13 protein-coding genes are annotated in these 14,712 nt (G+C 72.3%); 11 read left to right on the top strand and 2 right to left on the bottom strand.

Annotated elements, in window-relative coordinates; all coding sequences use genetic code 11:
• Nucleotides 1–6 precede the first annotated feature (6 nt).
• The 3 genes from MCHT01_RS07560 to MCHT01_RS07555 are packed head-to-tail and all read left to right on the top strand — an operon-like array spanning nucleotide 7 to nucleotide 2,507.
• Nucleotides 7–1,401 carry a CaiB/BaiF CoA transferase family protein gene (locus tag MCHT01_RS07560; RefSeq protein ID WP_084452129.1) on the top strand — a complete coding sequence of 465 codons (1,395 nt, stop codon included), beginning with the start codon at nucleotides 7–9 and terminating at the stop codon, nucleotides 1,399–1,401.
• Between the two features lie 21 nt (nucleotides 1,402–1,422).
• Nucleotides 1,423–1,590, top strand: coding sequence for a hypothetical protein (locus tag MCHT01_RS26695; protein ID WP_169806103.1), 168 nt, complete (start codon nucleotides 1,423–1,425; stop codon nucleotides 1,588–1,590).
• Nucleotides 1,587–2,507, top strand: coding sequence for a citryl-CoA lyase (locus tag MCHT01_RS07555; protein ID WP_259375136.1), 921 nt, complete (start codon nucleotides 1,587–1,589; stop codon nucleotides 2,505–2,507). The genes MCHT01_RS26695 and MCHT01_RS07555 overlap by 4 nt, the downstream gene beginning before the upstream one ends.
• A 21-nt stretch (nucleotides 2,508–2,528) precedes the next feature.
• Here the strand turns inward: MCHT01_RS07555 and MCHT01_RS07550 are convergent, their stop codons facing one another.
• Nucleotides 2,529–2,930 (bottom strand): PDZ domain-containing protein, encoded by a 402-nt coding sequence (locus MCHT01_RS07550; RefSeq protein WP_067064234.1) that lies wholly within the window; start codon nucleotides 2,928–2,930, stop codon nucleotides 2,529–2,531.
• A gap of 655 nt (nucleotides 2,931–3,585) precedes the next feature.
• On the opposite strand from MCHT01_RS07550, the gene MCHT01_RS07545 reads away from it, so the two are divergent.
• The 8 genes from MCHT01_RS07545 to MCHT01_RS07510 all read left to right on the top strand — a co-directional run bounded on the left by MCHT01_RS07545 (nucleotide 3,586) and on the right by MCHT01_RS07510 (nucleotide 14,046).
• Nucleotides 3,586–4,002 (top strand): hypothetical protein, encoded by a 417-nt coding sequence (locus tag MCHT01_RS07545; protein WP_067064232.1) that lies wholly within the window; start codon nucleotides 3,586–3,588, stop codon nucleotides 4,000–4,002.
• Between the two features lie 204 nt (nucleotides 4,003–4,206).
• Nucleotides 4,207–5,424 carry an efflux RND transporter periplasmic adaptor subunit gene (locus tag MCHT01_RS07540; protein ID WP_084452127.1) on the top strand — a complete coding sequence of 406 codons (1,218 nt, stop codon included), beginning with the start codon at nucleotides 4,207–4,209 and terminating at the stop codon, nucleotides 5,422–5,424.
• Nucleotides 5,417–8,542, top strand: a complete 3,126-nt coding sequence (locus MCHT01_RS07535) for an efflux RND transporter permease subunit (protein ID WP_067064230.1) — start codon at nucleotides 5,417–5,419, stop codon at nucleotides 8,540–8,542. Before MCHT01_RS07540 ends, MCHT01_RS07535 begins: the two co-directional genes overlap by 8 nt.
• Complete coding sequence (locus tag MCHT01_RS07530; RefSeq protein ID WP_067064228.1) at nucleotides 8,539–9,858, top strand: TolC family protein; 1,320 nt, start codon at nucleotides 8,539–8,541, stop codon at nucleotides 9,856–9,858. Before MCHT01_RS07535 ends, MCHT01_RS07530 begins: the two co-directional genes overlap by 4 nt.
• Nucleotides 9,859–10,119: 261 nt before the next feature.
• Nucleotides 10,120–10,842 carry an MgtC/SapB family protein gene (locus tag MCHT01_RS07525; protein WP_067064226.1) on the top strand — a complete coding sequence of 241 codons (723 nt, stop codon included), beginning with the start codon at nucleotides 10,120–10,122 and terminating at the stop codon, nucleotides 10,840–10,842.
• A 238-nt stretch (nucleotides 10,843–11,080) separates the two neighbouring features.
• On the top strand, nucleotides 11,081–11,761 hold the full coding sequence (locus MCHT01_RS07520; protein WP_067064224.1) for a response regulator transcription factor: 681 nt from the start codon (nucleotides 11,081–11,083) through the stop codon (nucleotides 11,759–11,761).
• Nucleotides 11,754–13,253, top strand: a complete 1,500-nt coding sequence (locus tag MCHT01_RS07515; RefSeq protein ID WP_067064222.1) for a sensor histidine kinase — start codon at nucleotides 11,754–11,756, stop codon at nucleotides 13,251–13,253. The genes MCHT01_RS07520 and MCHT01_RS07515 overlap by 8 nt, the downstream gene beginning before the upstream one ends.
• Nucleotides 13,254–13,323: 70 nt before the next feature.
• Nucleotides 13,324–14,046, top strand: a complete 723-nt coding sequence (locus tag MCHT01_RS07510; RefSeq protein WP_067064220.1) for a GAF domain-containing protein — start codon at nucleotides 13,324–13,326, stop codon at nucleotides 14,044–14,046.
• Nucleotides 14,047–14,150: 104 nt separating this feature from the next.
• Here MCHT01_RS07510 and MCHT01_RS07505 read toward each other — a convergent pair whose 3' ends face one another.
• The gene (locus MCHT01_RS07505; RefSeq protein ID WP_067064218.1) at nucleotides 14,151–14,696 is read right to left on the bottom strand and encodes a DUF805 domain-containing protein; all 546 of its coding nucleotides are present in this window, start codon (nucleotides 14,694–14,696) and stop codon (nucleotides 14,151–14,153) included.
• Nucleotides 14,697–14,712 lie beyond the last annotated feature (16 nt).

The following is a 14,712-nucleotide window of genomic DNA, read 5'->3' as shown; positions in this document are numbered from 1 at the left end:
CCCGCCATGACCGACGACTCCTCCACAAGCAAGACCGCTGCCCCCGTCGGCACGGGGACCGGCACGGGCGCGGGCACGGGCACGGGCACTGCTGCTGTTGGTGCTGGTGCTGCCGGTGCCGGTGCCGGTGCTGGTGCTGGTGCCGGTGCTGGTGCTGGTGCTGGTGCTGGTGCTGCAACGGCATCGAGCTCGCCCCGGACACCACCGCGGCCGCTGCGCGGCATCCGCGTGCTGGACCTCACCAACGTGCTGGCCGGCCCCTTCGCGTGCCACCAGCTGGCGCATCTGGGCGCCGACGTCATCAAGGTCGAGGCGCGCCTGGGCGGCGACCTGGCGCGCCAGCTCGGCGCCGATGTCGAGCTCAACCGGCGCCACATGGGCGCGTCCTTCCTGGCGCAGAACGCCGGCAAGCGCTCGATCACGATCGACCTCAAGCACCCGCGCGGCCTGGAGGTCTTCCGCCGCCTGGTCGCCGGCGCCGACGTGGTCGTCGAGAACTTCCGCCCCGGCGTGATGGCGCGCCTGGGCGCGGGCTTCGAGGTCCTGAAGCGGCACAACCCCAGGCTCGTGTACTGCGCGATCTCCGGCTTCGGCCAGGACGGCCCGCTGCGCGACCTGCCGGCCTATGACCAGATCATCCAGGGCATGTCCGGGATGATGAGCATCACCGGCGACGCCACCAGCGCGCCCTGCCGCGTCGGCTATCCGGTGGCCGACACGCTGGGCGGCATGACTGCGGCCTTCGCGATCGCGGCGGCGCTGGCCGACCGGCATCGCACCGAGGCCACCTTCCTGGACATCTCCATGCTGGAGGCCGCGATGGCGACCATGGGCTGGGCCGTGTCCAACCTGCTGGTCGCCGGTCGCGAGCCGCAGCCCATGGGCAACGACAACGTCACCGCCAGCCCCTCGGGCACCTTCCGCACCGGTCGCGGCCTGCTCAACATCGCCGCCAACAAGCAGGAGCAGTTCGAGGCCGTCTGCGACGTCGTCGGCCATCCCGCGTGGAAGACGGATGCGCGCTTCGCCGATCGCCATGCGCGGCTGCGCCACCGGGCCGAGCTCAAGCAGTTGCTGGAGCAGGCGCTCGCGACGCGGCGCGCGGACGAGTGGTGGGAGCGCTTCAACGCCGCGGGCGTGCCGGCCGGCCCGGTGCTGACGGTGAAGGAAGCGCTCGCGCAGCCCCAGATCGCGGACCGTGGCCTGGTGGGCGAGTTCCGCGACATGCCGGGCATCGAGCGCGATGTGCGCGTCGTCCGCACCGGCATCAAGATCGACGGCCGCGCGCCGACGGTCGACACCCCACCGCCCCAACTGGGCGAGCACGCCGACGAGATCCTGGCCTCGCTCGGCTACGACGCGGCGGCGCGCGCCGTGCTGCGCGAGGAGAAGGCGATATGAGCGGGCAAGACATGACCCCGGATGACACCCCCACGTCCCGAGGATCCGCCGAGGTCCTCGACACTGGCTCTGGCTCTGGCACTCGTGCTGCTGGCGCTGGCGCTGCTGGTGCTGGTGCTGGTGCTAGCGCTGGTGCTAGTGGCGCTGGTGCTGGTGGCGCAAGCGCGGTCGCGGGCGCGGGCGCGGTGAAGGCCGCCAGGGACCCCAGCGTCTCGGACTGGTGGACGACCTCGATCATCGAGATGTCGCCCGGCGTGATCCGCTATCGCGGGCATGCGGTCGAGGACCTGATCGGCCGGACCAGCTTCGCCCAGATGATCTGGCTGATGACGCGCGGCGCGCTGCCGAGCGAGGACGAGGCCCGCTTGCTCGACGCGGCCCTGATGTCGGCGGTCGACCACGGTCCGCAGGCGCCCAGCATTGCCATCGCCCGCATGGCCGCGACCTGCGGTGTCGGCCTGAACAATGCGATGGCCTCGGCGCTCAACGTGCTGGGCGACGTGCACGGCGGCGCGGGGGAGCAGGCGGTGGAGATGTACCGCGCGATCGCCGATCGCGTCGACGCGGGCCTGCCGCTGGAGGACGCCGTCGCCCAGGGCCTCGACGAGGCCATCGACCGCCACGGCAAGTTCGTGTCCGGCTTCGGTCACCGCTTCCACCCGGTCGATCCGCGGGCGGCGCCGCTGCTGGCGCTGGTCGACGCGGCGGCGGCGCGGGGTGTCGTGTCGGGGCGATTCGCCCGCATCGGGCGCGCGGTCGAGCAGGCGCTCGAGCGCCGCAAGAACGGCCGCCGCATCCCGATGAACATCGACGGCGCGACGGCGGTGATCTACGCGGAGCTGGGCTTCCCCGCTCCGCTGGCGCGCGGCCTGTTCTGCCTGTCGCGTTCGGTGGGCATCCTGGCTCACGCCTGGGAACAGACGCAGCAAGGCGGCCGCAACAAGGGGCCGATGCCGAGGAACTACCTCTGGACCTATGACGGCCCCGCTCGCCCCGACGCACAGGACGGTCCCAGCGGCCCAGCCGGTTCGAACGGCCCGCACGGCTTTGGCGGTCCGTGCAGGACCGGGAGCACGGACGTCCAGAGCGCTCAGCCCGGCGGCTGAAGCGGCGCGCTCAGACGCGGCTCACTTCGACTCGAGCTTCGCCACCGGCACCATCGTGATGGCGGCGATCTCGCCGCCGAGGTGGCGCACCTTGACGACCAGCGCCTGGCCGACGTCCTTCTCGGCCAGCGCCTGGATCTCGCGAGCCTTGGCGCCCGCCACGGCGCGGCCCTCGACCTCGAGCACCTCGTCGCCGACCTTCAGCCCGCCGTGCTCGGCCGGCGAGCCCGGCGTGACCTTGGAGATCTTCACGGACTTCAGCGTCGGGTTGAGGAAGAAGCCCTCGCTCTCGATGTTCAGGCCGAAGCCGAAGACCCCGCGTTCGCCCGCCACGGCCAGCGTGGACGCCACCATCAGTCCCGCCGCCACCAGCATCCGCACCCGGCTCCGCACCTGGTGCCGCGTCGTCACGATCGTCGTCATGGAACTCTCCCCCTGAGGAAATGGTCGCCGGAGTATGCAGGAGCCGACGCCCGTTCCGCGCCCGCCGTACGCCCCGTGCCAGGACTTGCACCGCCGACCGTGCCAGGTCTTGCACCGCCGGCCATGTCAGGTCTTGCGCCGCCCGCCGCGCCAGGTCTTGCGTCGCGCGTCGTGCGTCGTGCGTCGCGCGTCGGGGACCACGGTGCGAGGCCTGCGGCCTGCGGGCCGGCACCGCCGCCGCTGCGACCGCCACCGCCACCGCTGCCGCTGCCGCGGCGGTCGCCGTCGATGTCGGCCGGTGGCCGTGTCGGTGGCCGTGGCGGTGCCGATGTCGATGTCGCCGTCGATGTCGATGTCGATGTCGATGTCGATGTCGATCTCATGACACCCGAGGGAAACCCCTCGATCCTGATCGCGCGTTCAGGATTCCTTCAGACGCCCGCTCGTACTCTTCCGCCCGTCCCGTCGAGCCGGCTTCCCGCGCACGACGCCCATCCCTCAAGCCACGGAGCGTTCATGGATCCCGACCCTAGTAGTCGCCGACCGGCGGCACGCGCCGCCTCCTCCCGTTTCTCGCCGTCATCGCGGGACACGCGCGTCCGGATCCCTCTCGCTTGAACCCGAGGGGCCGCGGCGCCGCCCGCAGGAGCCCCTCATGCTGTTCTTTCTCGCCGCTTCCGTCTTCTCCACCCTCTCGGCCCTGCGCGCCTTCGGCCCCCTGCGCGCCGTGGCCGCCCTCGGCGCCTTCCGCCGCTTCCTGGCTGCCCGTGTCCGGCGCCGCGACGTGCTGCGCGACCTGCTCGCCGGCGCCGTCGCCCGCCGCCGGGTCGAGCGCATCGACACGCTGCTCTCGCTGCACGGCCCGCAGGCCTTCGCTCTGGCGGTGAGCGCCCTGCCCCCGCGCGTCGCCGCCGATGCCCTGTCCGTCCTGCCCGAGCCGCGCCGCCAGGCCGTGCTGACCCGTCTGCCCGGCCGGGTGCGCGCCCAGTTGCCCTTCGGCAAGTCGCGCGAGCACCTCGCCCCCCCGGCGCGCGGCTCGCTGCAAGGGCTGCTGCTGCCGCTGGCGTCCTGACCGACGGCGGACCACGCCCCTCGGCACGGCCCGCCCGGTCGATCGGCTGATGCCGGCCGGGCCCGTCCTTCGCGGCCGCCCCCGTGCCGCCCCTGTCCCTCGTGCGAGACCGCGCGACGCCCGCCGAAGCCCTCGGCGGGCGCCGCATGCGGTCCGGTCTCGCCCGTCCCTGTCTCAGACCACCCCTCTCTGGAGAACCTCGCCATGAGGACACCCGCCCGCCCCCTGCCGACTCGACCCCGCCCGACCGCGCGCGCGTCGCGGCTCGCGCTGACGCCCCTGTGCCTGCTGCTGCTTCCGTCCCTGCTGCTGAGCGGCTGCGGTGACGGCCAGGCCGCCGCCGGCTCGACCGGCGCGAGCACCGCCTCCGCCGCCATCGGCGCGGAAGCCGGCTCCGCGGCCGCGCCCGCCGCGCTGCGCCATGACGGCGCCGACGTCGTCGTGCCCGAACGCTCGCCGCTGCGCGGCCGCATCGTCGTCGCCGCGGTCGAGCAGCGCGCCGTCGAGCAGCCCATCACCGCGCCCGGCACCATCGAGGCCCTCCCCGATCACCTGGCCCGCATCACCCCGCCGGTCAGCGGCCGCATCGAGCGGCTGCAGCGCGCGCTGGGCGACTCGGTCAAGGCGGGCGACGTGCTGTTCGCGCTGGACTCGGCCGACGTCAGCGCCGCGCAGGGCGACGCCGCCAAGGCCCGCAACGCGGCGGCGCAGGCGCATCGCGACCTCGACCGGCAGCAGTTGCTCTTCGACGCCGACATCGCGCCCCGCAAGGACCTGGAGGCGGCGCAGCTCGCCCGCACGCAGGCCGACAGCGACCTCGCCACCGCGCAGGCCAAGCTCGCGCAGCTGGGCGCCGGCAACGCCACGGGACGCCGCCTGCTGGTGCGCGCGCCGCTGGCCGGCCGCGTCATCGAGATGAGCGCCGCGCCCGGCGGCTACTGGAACGACATCAACGCCCCGCTGATGACCATCGCGGATCTAAGCCAGGTCTCGGTCACCGCCGCCGTCCCGGAGAAGGACCTCGCGCAGGTCTTCGTCGGCCAGAAGGCCCGCGTGCGCCTGAACGCCTGGCCAGACGCGCCGCGCGACGGGACCGTCCGCTACATCGGCGAGGTGCTCGATGCCGACACCCGTACCGTCAAGGTCCGCCTGATCCTGGACAACGCGGACGGCCGGTTGCGTCCCGGCATGTTCGCCAAGGTCCAGTTCTCCGGCCCCTCGCACGACGCACCGGTGGTGCCGTCCTCCGCGCTGCTGCAAAGCGGCCTGTTCACCCGCGTCTTCGTCGAGCAGTCGCCCGGCCGCTACCGCGCGCGGGACGTCAACGTCGGCGCGTCGCTGGGCGATGCGGTCGAGATCGTGTCCGGCCTGAAGCCGGGCGAGCGCGTCGTCGTGCGCGAAGGAGTGCTCCTCAATGATTGAGCGCCTGGTTTCCCTCTGCTTCGAGCGCCGCGGCATCGTCTGGCTGGTCTTCGCCTTCGCCGCGCTGTACGGCGTGCACAGCTTCCGGCAGCTGCCCATCGAGGCCTATCCCGACATCGCCGACGTCACCTCCCAGATCGTCACCCAGGTCAACGGCCTGGCCGCCGAGGAGGTCGAGCAGCAGATCACCATCCCCATCGAGCGCGCCCTGCTGGGCACACCCGGCATGCAGGTGCTGCGCACGCGCAGCCTGTTCGGGCTGTCGCTGGTCACCGTCGTCTTCCAGGACGGCGTCGAGGGCTACTGGTCCCGCGAGCGGCTCCAGGAGCGGCTGGCCGAGCTCTCGCTGCCCTACAACGCCAAGCCCGGCCTGGATCCCTACACCTCGCCCACCGGCGAGATCTACCGCTACACGCTGGAGAGCCCCACCCGCAGCCTGCGCGAGCTCTCGGAGCTGCAGTTCTGGACCGTCATCCCGCGCCTGAAGAAGGTCGCGGGCGTGGTCGACGTGACCAACTTCGGCGGGCTGACCACGCAGTTCATGCTGGAGCTGGACCCGGCGCGGCTCACGCAGTACGGCCTGACGCTGAGCCAGGTGGTGGACGCGGTCAACGCCAACAACAACAGCGGCGGCGGCAGCGTCGTGGACCGCGGCGAGCAGTCCTACGTGGTGCGCGGCGTGGGCCTGCTGCACTCGCTGGAGGACATGGGCAACGTGGTGGTGAAGACCGCCGGCGGCGTGCCCGTGCTGGTCAAGGACCTGGGCCGGCTGCGCTACGGCAACGTCGAGCGGCGCGGCATCCTGGGCAAGGACCGCAACGGCGACACCCTCGAGGGCATCGTGCTCCTGCTCAAGGAGACCAATCCCTCGCAGACCCTGGACGGCCTGCATGCGGCGGTCGCGGAGCTCAACGGCAAGCTGCTGCCGGGCGACGTCAAGATCGTCCCCTACCTCGACCGCGCCACGCTGATCGAGAAGACCGCCCACACCGTCAGCCACACCATGATCGAAGGCATGGTCGTCGTCACCCTGGTGCTGCTGCTGTTCCTGGGCAGCCCGCGCGCGGCGATCGTGGTCGCGGCGACGATTCCGCTGGCGCTGCTGTTCGCCTTCATCTTCATGCACCACGCCAAGGTGCCGGCCAACCTGCTGTCGCTGGGCGCGATCGACTTCGGCATCCTGGTCGACGGCGCGGTGGTGGTGGTCGAGAACATCCTGCGGCGCCGCGAGCACGAGGCCGAGCGCCTGCTCACGCCGCGCGACGCGATCACCGCGACGCTGCAGGTGGCGCGGCCGATCTTCTTCGGCATGGCCGTGATCGCCGCGGCCTACCTGCCGCTCTTCGCCTTCGAGCGCATCGAGTACAAGCTCTTCAGCCCGATGGCCTACGCCGTCGGCGCGGCGCTGGTCGGCGCGCTGCTGGTGGCGCTGATGCTCACGCCCGCGCTGGCCTGGCTCGCCTTCCGCCGGCCGCGCCGGATCTTCCGCAACCAGCCGCTGGAGGCGCTGCAGGCGCGCTACGCCCGCTTCCTCGACGGGGCCGTCGGCGCGCACCGCCGGCTGGCGCTGGCGGTGGCCGTCGCGGCGCTGCTGCTGGTCGGCCTGGCCGGGACCATCGGGCGGGACTTCCTGCCCTACCTGGACGAGGGCTCGATCTGGCTGCAGGTGCAGATGCCGCCGGGCATCACGCTGGACAAGGCCGCCGGCATGGCCGACGAGCTGCGCAAGGCGGCGCTGGAATTCCCCGAGGTCGCCACCATCGTCACCCAGACCGGCCGCAACGACGACGGCACCGACTACTGGACGCCGTCCCACATCGAGGCCAGCGTCGGCCTCAAGCCCTACGACACCTGGACCACGCCCGGTGGCAAGCAGGGCCTGATCCGGCGCATGGGCGAGCGCTTCGCGCGCATGCCGGGCTACTCGGTGTCCTTCATGCAGCCCATGATCGACGGCGTGCAGGACAAGCTGTCGGGCGCGCACAGCGACCTGGTGGTCAAGGTCTTCGGCGACGACCTGGACGAGGGCCGGCGCATCGCGGCCCGCGTGGCCGAGGTGCTGCGCGGCATCCCCGGCGCGGCGGACGTGGCGGTGGACGTGGAGCCGCCGCTGCCCAACCTGCGCATCGACCTGGACCGCGCCGCGGCCGCCCGGCTGGGCATCAACGCGGCCGACGTGGCCAACCTGATCTCGACGGGCATCGGCGGCACGTCGATCGGTCAGCTCTACGTGGGCGAGAAGAACTACGACATGACGGTGCGCTTCACGCCGGAGTCGCGCGCGAGCCCCCAGGTCATCGGCGATCTGCGCTTGACGGGGACCAACGGCGCGCAGGTGCCGCTGTCCGACGTGGCCCGCATCCGCACCACGGTCGGCGAGAGCGTCATCGTCCGCGAGATGGGCGAGCGCCACATCATCGTGCGCCTGAACACCCGCGGCCGGGACCTGTCGACCTTCCTGGCGGAGGCCGAGCCCGCGCTGGAGCGCGAGGTCCGCTTCGACCACCAGCGCTTCCACCTCGAGTGGGGCGGCCAGTTCGAGAACCTGCAGCGCGCGCAGCGCCGGCTGGCGGTGATCCTCCCGGCCACGCTGGGCGTGATGCTGCTGCTCCTGTTCGCCGAGTTCCGCAACCTGCGCCAGCCGCTGCTGGTGCTGGGCGTGGTGCCGCTGGCCATGATCGGCGGCTTCGCGGCCCTGCATCTGCGCGGGATGACGCTCAACGTGTCGAGCGCGGTCGGCTTCATCGCGCTGTTCGGCGTCGCCGTGCTGGGCGGGGTGCTGATGGTGGCGCAGATCAACCGGCTGCGGAACGAGGACCGACGCCCGCTGCGGGAGGCGGTGCTCGAAGGCGCCGCGTCGCGCATGCGGCCGGTGCTGATGACGGCGACCGTCGCCGCGCTGGGTCTGACGCCGGCCATGCTGGCCACCGGCCTGGGCAGCGACGTGCAGCGCCCGCTGGCGACGGTGGTCGTCGGCGGCCTGGCGACCGCCACGCTGCTGACGCTGCTGCTGATGCCCGCCCTCTACTACTGGATCGAGCAACGCGCCGAGCGCGCCGCCGCGAAGCGCGCGGCCAAGGCCGCGCTCGACGATCACGCCACGGAGTCCCTCGCATGATCCGCCTGCCTCTGCATCGCTCTCTCGTCGGTCTGCTCGCGGGGCTCTGCGTCGCCTCGGCGCAGGCCCAGTCCGCCGATCGCGACGGCCTCGTCGACTTCGCCACCTACCTGGACGCCATCGTCCGCACGAGCAACGACCTGGCGTCGCAGCGCGAGGCCGTGAGCTCGGCCCGCGCCGGCATCGGCATCGCCGGCCTGCGGCCGGATCCCTCGCTGTCGCTGGGCGCCGGACCGGTCGAGTTCAGCCGCGAGGTGAATCCCAAGCCACGCCTGGCGCAGAGCATCGGCCTGTCCTACACGATCGAGACCGGCGGCAAGCGCGAGCGCCGCATCGCGGTGGCCAACAGCCAGCTGCGGGTCAGCGAGGTCGCCCTGGAAGGCGCGAAGCGCCAGGCCTTCGCCGACGCGGCCGATGCCTTCATCGAGTCCTGCCGGACCCGCGAGGCGCTGCAGCGCCAGGAGGCCTCGCTGAAATCGCTGTCGGACATCGTGCGGATGAACGAGCTGCGCCACAGTGCGGGCGACCTCGGCGGCCTCGAGCTGCTGCAATCGCGCAACGAGCGCGACCAGTTCCTGGCCACCGTCGTGAAGGCGCGCGCCGATGCGCGGGCCGCGATGGAGGGGCTCTCCGCGCCCATGGGGCGGCGCTGGTCCGAGGTTTTCGGAACGCGGCTGCCGGGTTGCGCCTTCCAGCCAGGGCCGGCCTCCGAGGACGTCGACGCGCTGGTGAGCCGCGCCCTGGACGAGCGTGACGACGTGCGCGGCGCCCGGGCCGCGCTGGACGCTGCCCGGGCCGCCGCCGACCTGACCCGCGCCAACCGCAAGGTCGATCCCAATGTCAGCCTGAGCTACGGCTACACGCCGCAGGGCCGCCGCGGCATCGGCGACGACGGCGCGCCCACCGATCCGACGCCGCGGTCCAACACGCTGTCGGTGTCGCTGTCGGTGCCGATTCCGCTGTCACGGCTGGACAAGGGCGATCTGGTGCAGGCCGAGTCCGCGGTGACGCAGGCGATGCTGGCGCTGCGGCAGACCGAGCTCAAGGCCCAGGCGGATGTGCGTGTCACATTCGCGCAGTACAACGCCGCGCTGGAGAACCTCACCCGCTACCGCGACAGCACCCTGGGCGACTCGGACAAGGTGCTCGACGGCATGCGGACCTCGTACCGGCATGGCTCGGCCTCGCTGCTGGAGCTGCTGTCGGCGCAGCGCGCGGCCGACGACACGCACCTGGCCTACCTCCAGGCGCGCAGCGACCTGGCCACCGCCACGGTCAAGCTGCAGCTGAGCCTGGGCCGCCAGCCGGCGCTCTGAGCGCCCAGCGCGGGGCGTGCGGCCGGCCCGACGTCAGGGTCGGCGGTCGGCGGTCGGCGGTCCGCGGTCAGCGGTCGGCGGTCGGAGATCCGCAATCCGTGATCCGCAATCCGCAATCCGCAATCCGCAATCCGTGATCGGTGATCGGTGATCGGTGATCGGTGATCGGTGATCGGTGATCGGTGATCGGTGATCGGTGATCGGTGATCGGTGATCGATGGTCACGATCAACAACAACGATGAGATGAACAGGGAGAAGCGATGCATCTGATGCACTTTGACCTCGAGGCCTTCTTCGCCAGCCTGCAGGCGGTGACCCTGGCCTTCGTGCTGGGCGGCGTGATCGGCTTCGAGCGCCAGATGCGCCAGCGCACCGCGGGCTTGCGGACCAATGCGCTGGTGGCCGTCGGCGCCGCCGTCTTCGTCGACCTGGCGGTGCAGGTCAGCGCGCAGCACGGCGGGCCGGGACCGATGCAGGTGATCGCCTATGTGATCTCGGGCATCGGTTTCCTGGGCGCGGGCGCGATCATGAAGGAAGGCGCCAACATCAGCGGGCTCAACACGGCGGCGACGCTGTGGGGCTCGGCGGCGGTGGGCGCCTGCGCGGGCGCGGGACTGATGGCCCAGGCGCTGCTCGCCGCGGGCTATGTGCTGGCGGCCAACACGCTGCTGCGCCCGGTGGTGAACCGCATCAACCGCCGCCCGCTGCGCGAGGAGACCTCCGAGGCGACCTATACCGTCTACGTCATCTGCGAGCGCGCCCGCCGCGCCGAGGTGCTGGAGGCGCTGGCCGAGCGGCTGGAAGCCGCGCACTATCCGGCGCGCGATCTCCAGCAGCATCCCTTCGGTCAGACCGACTCGGAGATCGAGGCGGTGTTGTTCGCCACGGCCGTCGTGCCGGAGGAGCTCGACGCGGTGATGCTCGCGCTGGAGGCGCTGCCCGGCGTGTCGCAGGCCTTCTGGAACGCGTCGAGCGAGGATTGAGTGGCCGATGAATCTCCCCTCGCCCACGGCGTGGGAGAGGGGTTGGGGGAGAGGGCCGTCGCACGGCCAGAGCGCTCTTCGGGGTCCGTCGACGGGCGCTCGCTGCCTGCATCGGCCCTCACCCCCGCCCTCTCCCACGCCGTGGGAGAGGGGGTCATGCGGCGCCGGGCTATCGACGGGCGCGGCGCCGTGCGAGACTGCGCCGGCTGGAGAGACGGATGCCGAGGAGGAAGGCGCGATGAGGATTCTGCTGGTCGAGGACGACCGCAAGGCGGCGGCGCTGCTGACGCGCGGGCTGCGCGAGGAGGGCTTCGTGGTCGACCACGCGGCCACGATCGCCGAAGCGGACGAGGCGTCCTTCGTCACCACCCACGACCTGATCGTGCTTGACGGCATGCTGCCGGACGGCGACGGCGTGGCGCTGTGCCGCACGCTGCGCGCGCGCGGCCAGTCCGTGCCCGTGCTGATGCTCACCGCGCGCGATGCGCTCTCCGACCGCGTCGCCGGCCTGAACGCCGGTGCCGACGACTACCTCACCAAGCCCTTCGAGTTCGAGGAACTGCTGGCCCGCGTCCGCGCGCTCCTGCGGCGCTCCGAGATGACCCGCCCGCCGGTGCTCCAGGCCGAGGACCTCTCGCTGGACCCGGCCTCGCAGCAGGTCACCCGGGGCGGTGTCGCGATCGACCTGACGCCCAAGGAATTCGCGCTGCTGCAGGCGCTGATGCGCCAGCCCGGCGCGGTCGTGTCGCGCCAGCGCCTGGCCGAGCAGATCTGGCAGGGCGACCCGCTGGCCATCGACAACCTCATCGACGCCCATGTCAGCAAGCTGCGCCGCAAGATCGACGGCGAGGGCAAGCGCCCGCTGATCGAGACCGTGCGCGGCCGCGGCTTCCGCATTCGCGGGAGCGAGGATGCTTAGCTTCCGACGCCGGCTGGCGCTGGCGCACGTCGTCGTGGTGACGGCGGTGCTCGCCATCGCCGCCACGCTGACCTACCTGAGCCTCGTGGCCTCGCTGCGGCAGCAGCTGGACGGCGCGCTGCTGGTGCTGGCCGAGCAGGAGGCCAGCATGCTGGCCGCCAACCCGGACCTGCCGGTGACGGTGCACGAGGCCCCGTCCGCGGTGTCGGCTTCGGCTTCGGCCTCGGGGACGGGAACGGGAACGGCGCCGCCGCCCTCCTACGCGCGACTGGACCGGCTGGTGCAGATCATCGACCGCGACGGCCAGGTGCTGGCGCGCAGTGCCAACCTGGGCGCGTCGACGCTGCCCAGCGACGCCGCCTTGCTGGCCCGGCTGGCCGACGGCGAGGCGGTCTTCGAGAACCTCGCCTATGGCGACGAGCCGACGCGGCGCGTCTCGGTGCCGGTCCGGGGCGGACGCGCGCTGGCGGTGCAGGTGGCGGGCTCGCTGGACGACGTGGACCACAACATTGACGCCGCGGGCTGGATCTTCGGGGCGATGGGCGTGGTGCTGGTGGTCGTGCTCACGGTGACCGGCACGCTGATGACGGGGCGCGTGTTCGGCGCCATCGACGACGTGACGCGCCAGGCCCAGCGCATCGGGGACCGGACGCTGTCGGACCGGTTGCCGCATCCGGGGCCGCACGACGAGATGGGCCGCCTGATCGACACGCTCAACGACATGCTGGCCCGGCTGGAACAGGCCTTCGAGGCGCAGCGCCGTTTCACCGCGGATGCGTCGCATGAGCTGCGATCACCGTTGTCGCGGCTGCGCACGGAGCTCGAGATCACGCTGCGCCGCCCGCGCGAGCCGGCCGAGTATGTCGATGCGCTGCGCTCCAGCCTCGATGAGGTGGTGCGGCTGACCACGCTGGCGGAAGAGCTGCTGACGCTGGCGCGGCTGGACTCCGGCCAGGAATCGGCGACGGCGGCGTCGGTGGCGATCGCGCCGCTGCTCGAGGAAGTCGTCCGCCGGGCGCGGCCCGCCGCCACGCGGCGCGACGTCGACCTGCAGCTGGACACCCTCGCCACGGCGGACCCGGCCGCCTCGGAGGACGCCGACGGCGAGCCCGTCCCCGCGGCCTCGGCCGGACGCCCCATCGCGGCGCACCTGCCGAGGCAATTGCTGGTGCTGGTCGCGACCAACCTGGTGGACAACGCGGTCAAGTTCGCGCCGGCCGGTGGCACGGTGCGCGTGTCGCTGGGCACCCGCGAGGGCTGGTCCGCGATCGTCGTCGAGGACGACGGCCCCGGCATCCCCGAGGAGGAGCGCCCTCGCCTGTTCGAGCGCTTCTATCGTGGCGCCGGCGCGCGCGCCTCGGAGGTGCCCGGCACCGGCCTGGGTCTGGCCCTGTGCGACGCCATCGTGCGCGCGGCCGGCGGCCGGATCGACATCGACGACTCGCCGCTCGGCGGCGGACGCTTCTCGGTGCTGCTGCCGGCGCCGCGCTGACCCAGCGACCCGTCACCACGAGGGGGCATCCGGATGTCGCGGACAATCCGCGCCGGATTGGAAGGACCCCATGAAGATCGATGCCTATCTGGAACTGAGCGGGCTCGCCGCGCTGACCGGCGCGCTGGACGCCGCTGACGCCACCCGCTTCGCGGAATCGGCGCGCGCCCATCAGGCGGCGCTCGACGCCCTGATCACGCCCGAGTCGCTCGCCGCGACGCCGGTGACCTGGCAGTACCGCGTGCCCGAGCTGGGCGAAGGCGGCGCGTGCTCGCTCTTCGGTCAGCTGGCCGACAAGCCCTATGACCTGACGGCCATCCTCGGCGGCCGGACCGCCGAGGCCCAGCGCCTGGTGGCCGAGGCCACGCGCGTCGTCGACTACTACCAGCGCCACAGCCGCAGCCACTGGTTCGGCGTCTACCAGGCGCGTCCGAATGTCGCGGGCGAGCCGGTGCTGGTGAAGCTGGCCTACTTCGGCGCCGAGAGCCGCGCCGAGTTCCCGCTGACCGAGGACTTCGCCCAGGGCAGCAACAACAGCTGGGTCGGCCTGCGCGGCCAGGGCCGGCTGATCAACGACGTCGCGGCTTTCGTGGCCGAGGGCGGCGGCTACTACACCTGCGATCCCAAGGTGAACGCCGAGGCCTGCCTGCCGCTGTTCGGCGCGGGCGGCCGCGTCGCCGGCATCCTGGACTCGGAAGCCTTCGACAAGCAGTTCTTCGCGGGCGAGGAACTGGCCCTGGTCGTCGCCGTGGCGGCGACGCTGTCCGGCGGCGTGCTGGCCGGCAGGCACTGAGGCGCAGTTCCGGGTCCAGCCCTGGCCCTGCCGCCTCTGGCCTCGGCTTCAGGGCGAATCCCGGATTGTGATTCTGGGACTCGCCCTGCCTCGACCGAGGTCGATCAGGGCTGCTGCTGTTGCGCGGCCTGGGCCGCGCGGGCCCGGTCGGTGTAGCCCTTGTAGGCCGGCAGCGCGATCGCCGCCACGATGCCCAGGACGACGAAGGCCGGCAGGATCACCGCCAGGATGCGCACACCCCAGGTGTTGGGCGGAGGCATCGGACCAAAGCTGTTGCCGCCCTGATCGCCGCCCTTGATGGCCCAGATCAGCGTCACCAACGGGATGACCGACGCGATGGACCACCAGCCGCTGATGCCCATGTCGTGGCAGCGCTTGATGTTGGTGAGGAAGCCGAACCACAGCAGCCCGATGAAGGCCGCCACGTTGCACACGGCCGCCGCGTCGCCCGTTCCCAGCACGGCCGCCACGGCGAAGACGACCACCGTGTAGACGAGCCAGGCCCCGGTGGAGTACGCCAGATAGCGCAGGCGCCCGATCCGGCCCTTCGCCGAGAAGAGATTCACTTCGCCGACGCGGTCGTCGTCAGGGCGGATGTCGGCGACGCCGGCGATCGGCGGCGCGTACTGGTTGAAGGTCTGTTCGGTCATGGCTTTCTCCCTCGTC

Source organism: Mitsuaria chitosanitabida ATCC BAA-476 = NBRC 102408, assembly GCF_001598255.1.
Lineage (GTDB): Bacteria > Pseudomonadota > Gammaproteobacteria > Burkholderiales > Burkholderiaceae_C > Roseateles > Roseateles chitosanitabidus.
This window is presented reverse-complemented; position numbering and strand designations above follow the sequence as displayed.

Bases quoted from the DNA above. Each gene is read 5' to 3' on its own strand.
- MCHT01_RS07560 (WP_084452129.1), top strand. From the start codon at position 7: ATGACCGACGACTCCTCCACAAGCAAGACCGCTGCCCCCGTCGGCACG.
- MCHT01_RS26695 (WP_169806103.1), top strand. From the start codon at position 1,423: ATGACACCCCCACGTCCCGAGGATCCGCCGAGGTCCTCGACACTGGCT.
- MCHT01_RS07550 (WP_067064234.1), bottom strand. From the start codon at position 2,930: ATGACGACGATCGTGACGACGCGGCACCAGGTGCGGAGCCGGGTGCGG.
- MCHT01_RS07545 (WP_067064232.1), top strand. From the start codon at position 3,586: ATGCTGTTCTTTCTCGCCGCTTCCGTCTTCTCCACCCTCTCGGCCCTG.
- MCHT01_RS07540 (WP_084452127.1), top strand. From the start codon at position 4,207: ATGAGGACACCCGCCCGCCCCCTGCCGACTCGACCCCGCCCGACCGCG.
- MCHT01_RS07535 (WP_067064230.1), top strand. From the start codon at position 5,417: ATGATTGAGCGCCTGGTTTCCCTCTGCTTCGAGCGCCGCGGCATCGTC.
- MCHT01_RS07530 (WP_067064228.1), top strand. From the start codon at position 8,539: ATGATCCGCCTGCCTCTGCATCGCTCTCTCGTCGGTCTGCTCGCGGGG.
- MCHT01_RS07525 (WP_067064226.1), top strand. From the start codon at position 10,120: ATGCATCTGATGCACTTTGACCTCGAGGCCTTCTTCGCCAGCCTGCAG.
- MCHT01_RS07520 (WP_067064224.1), top strand. From the start codon at position 11,081: ATGAGGATTCTGCTGGTCGAGGACGACCGCAAGGCGGCGGCGCTGCTG.
- MCHT01_RS07515 (WP_067064222.1), top strand. From the start codon at position 11,754: ATGCTTAGCTTCCGACGCCGGCTGGCGCTGGCGCACGTCGTCGTGGTG.
- MCHT01_RS07510 (WP_067064220.1), top strand. From the start codon at position 13,324: ATGAAGATCGATGCCTATCTGGAACTGAGCGGGCTCGCCGCGCTGACC.
- MCHT01_RS07505 (WP_067064218.1), bottom strand. From the start codon at position 14,696: ATGACCGAACAGACCTTCAACCAGTACGCGCCGCCGATCGCCGGCGTC.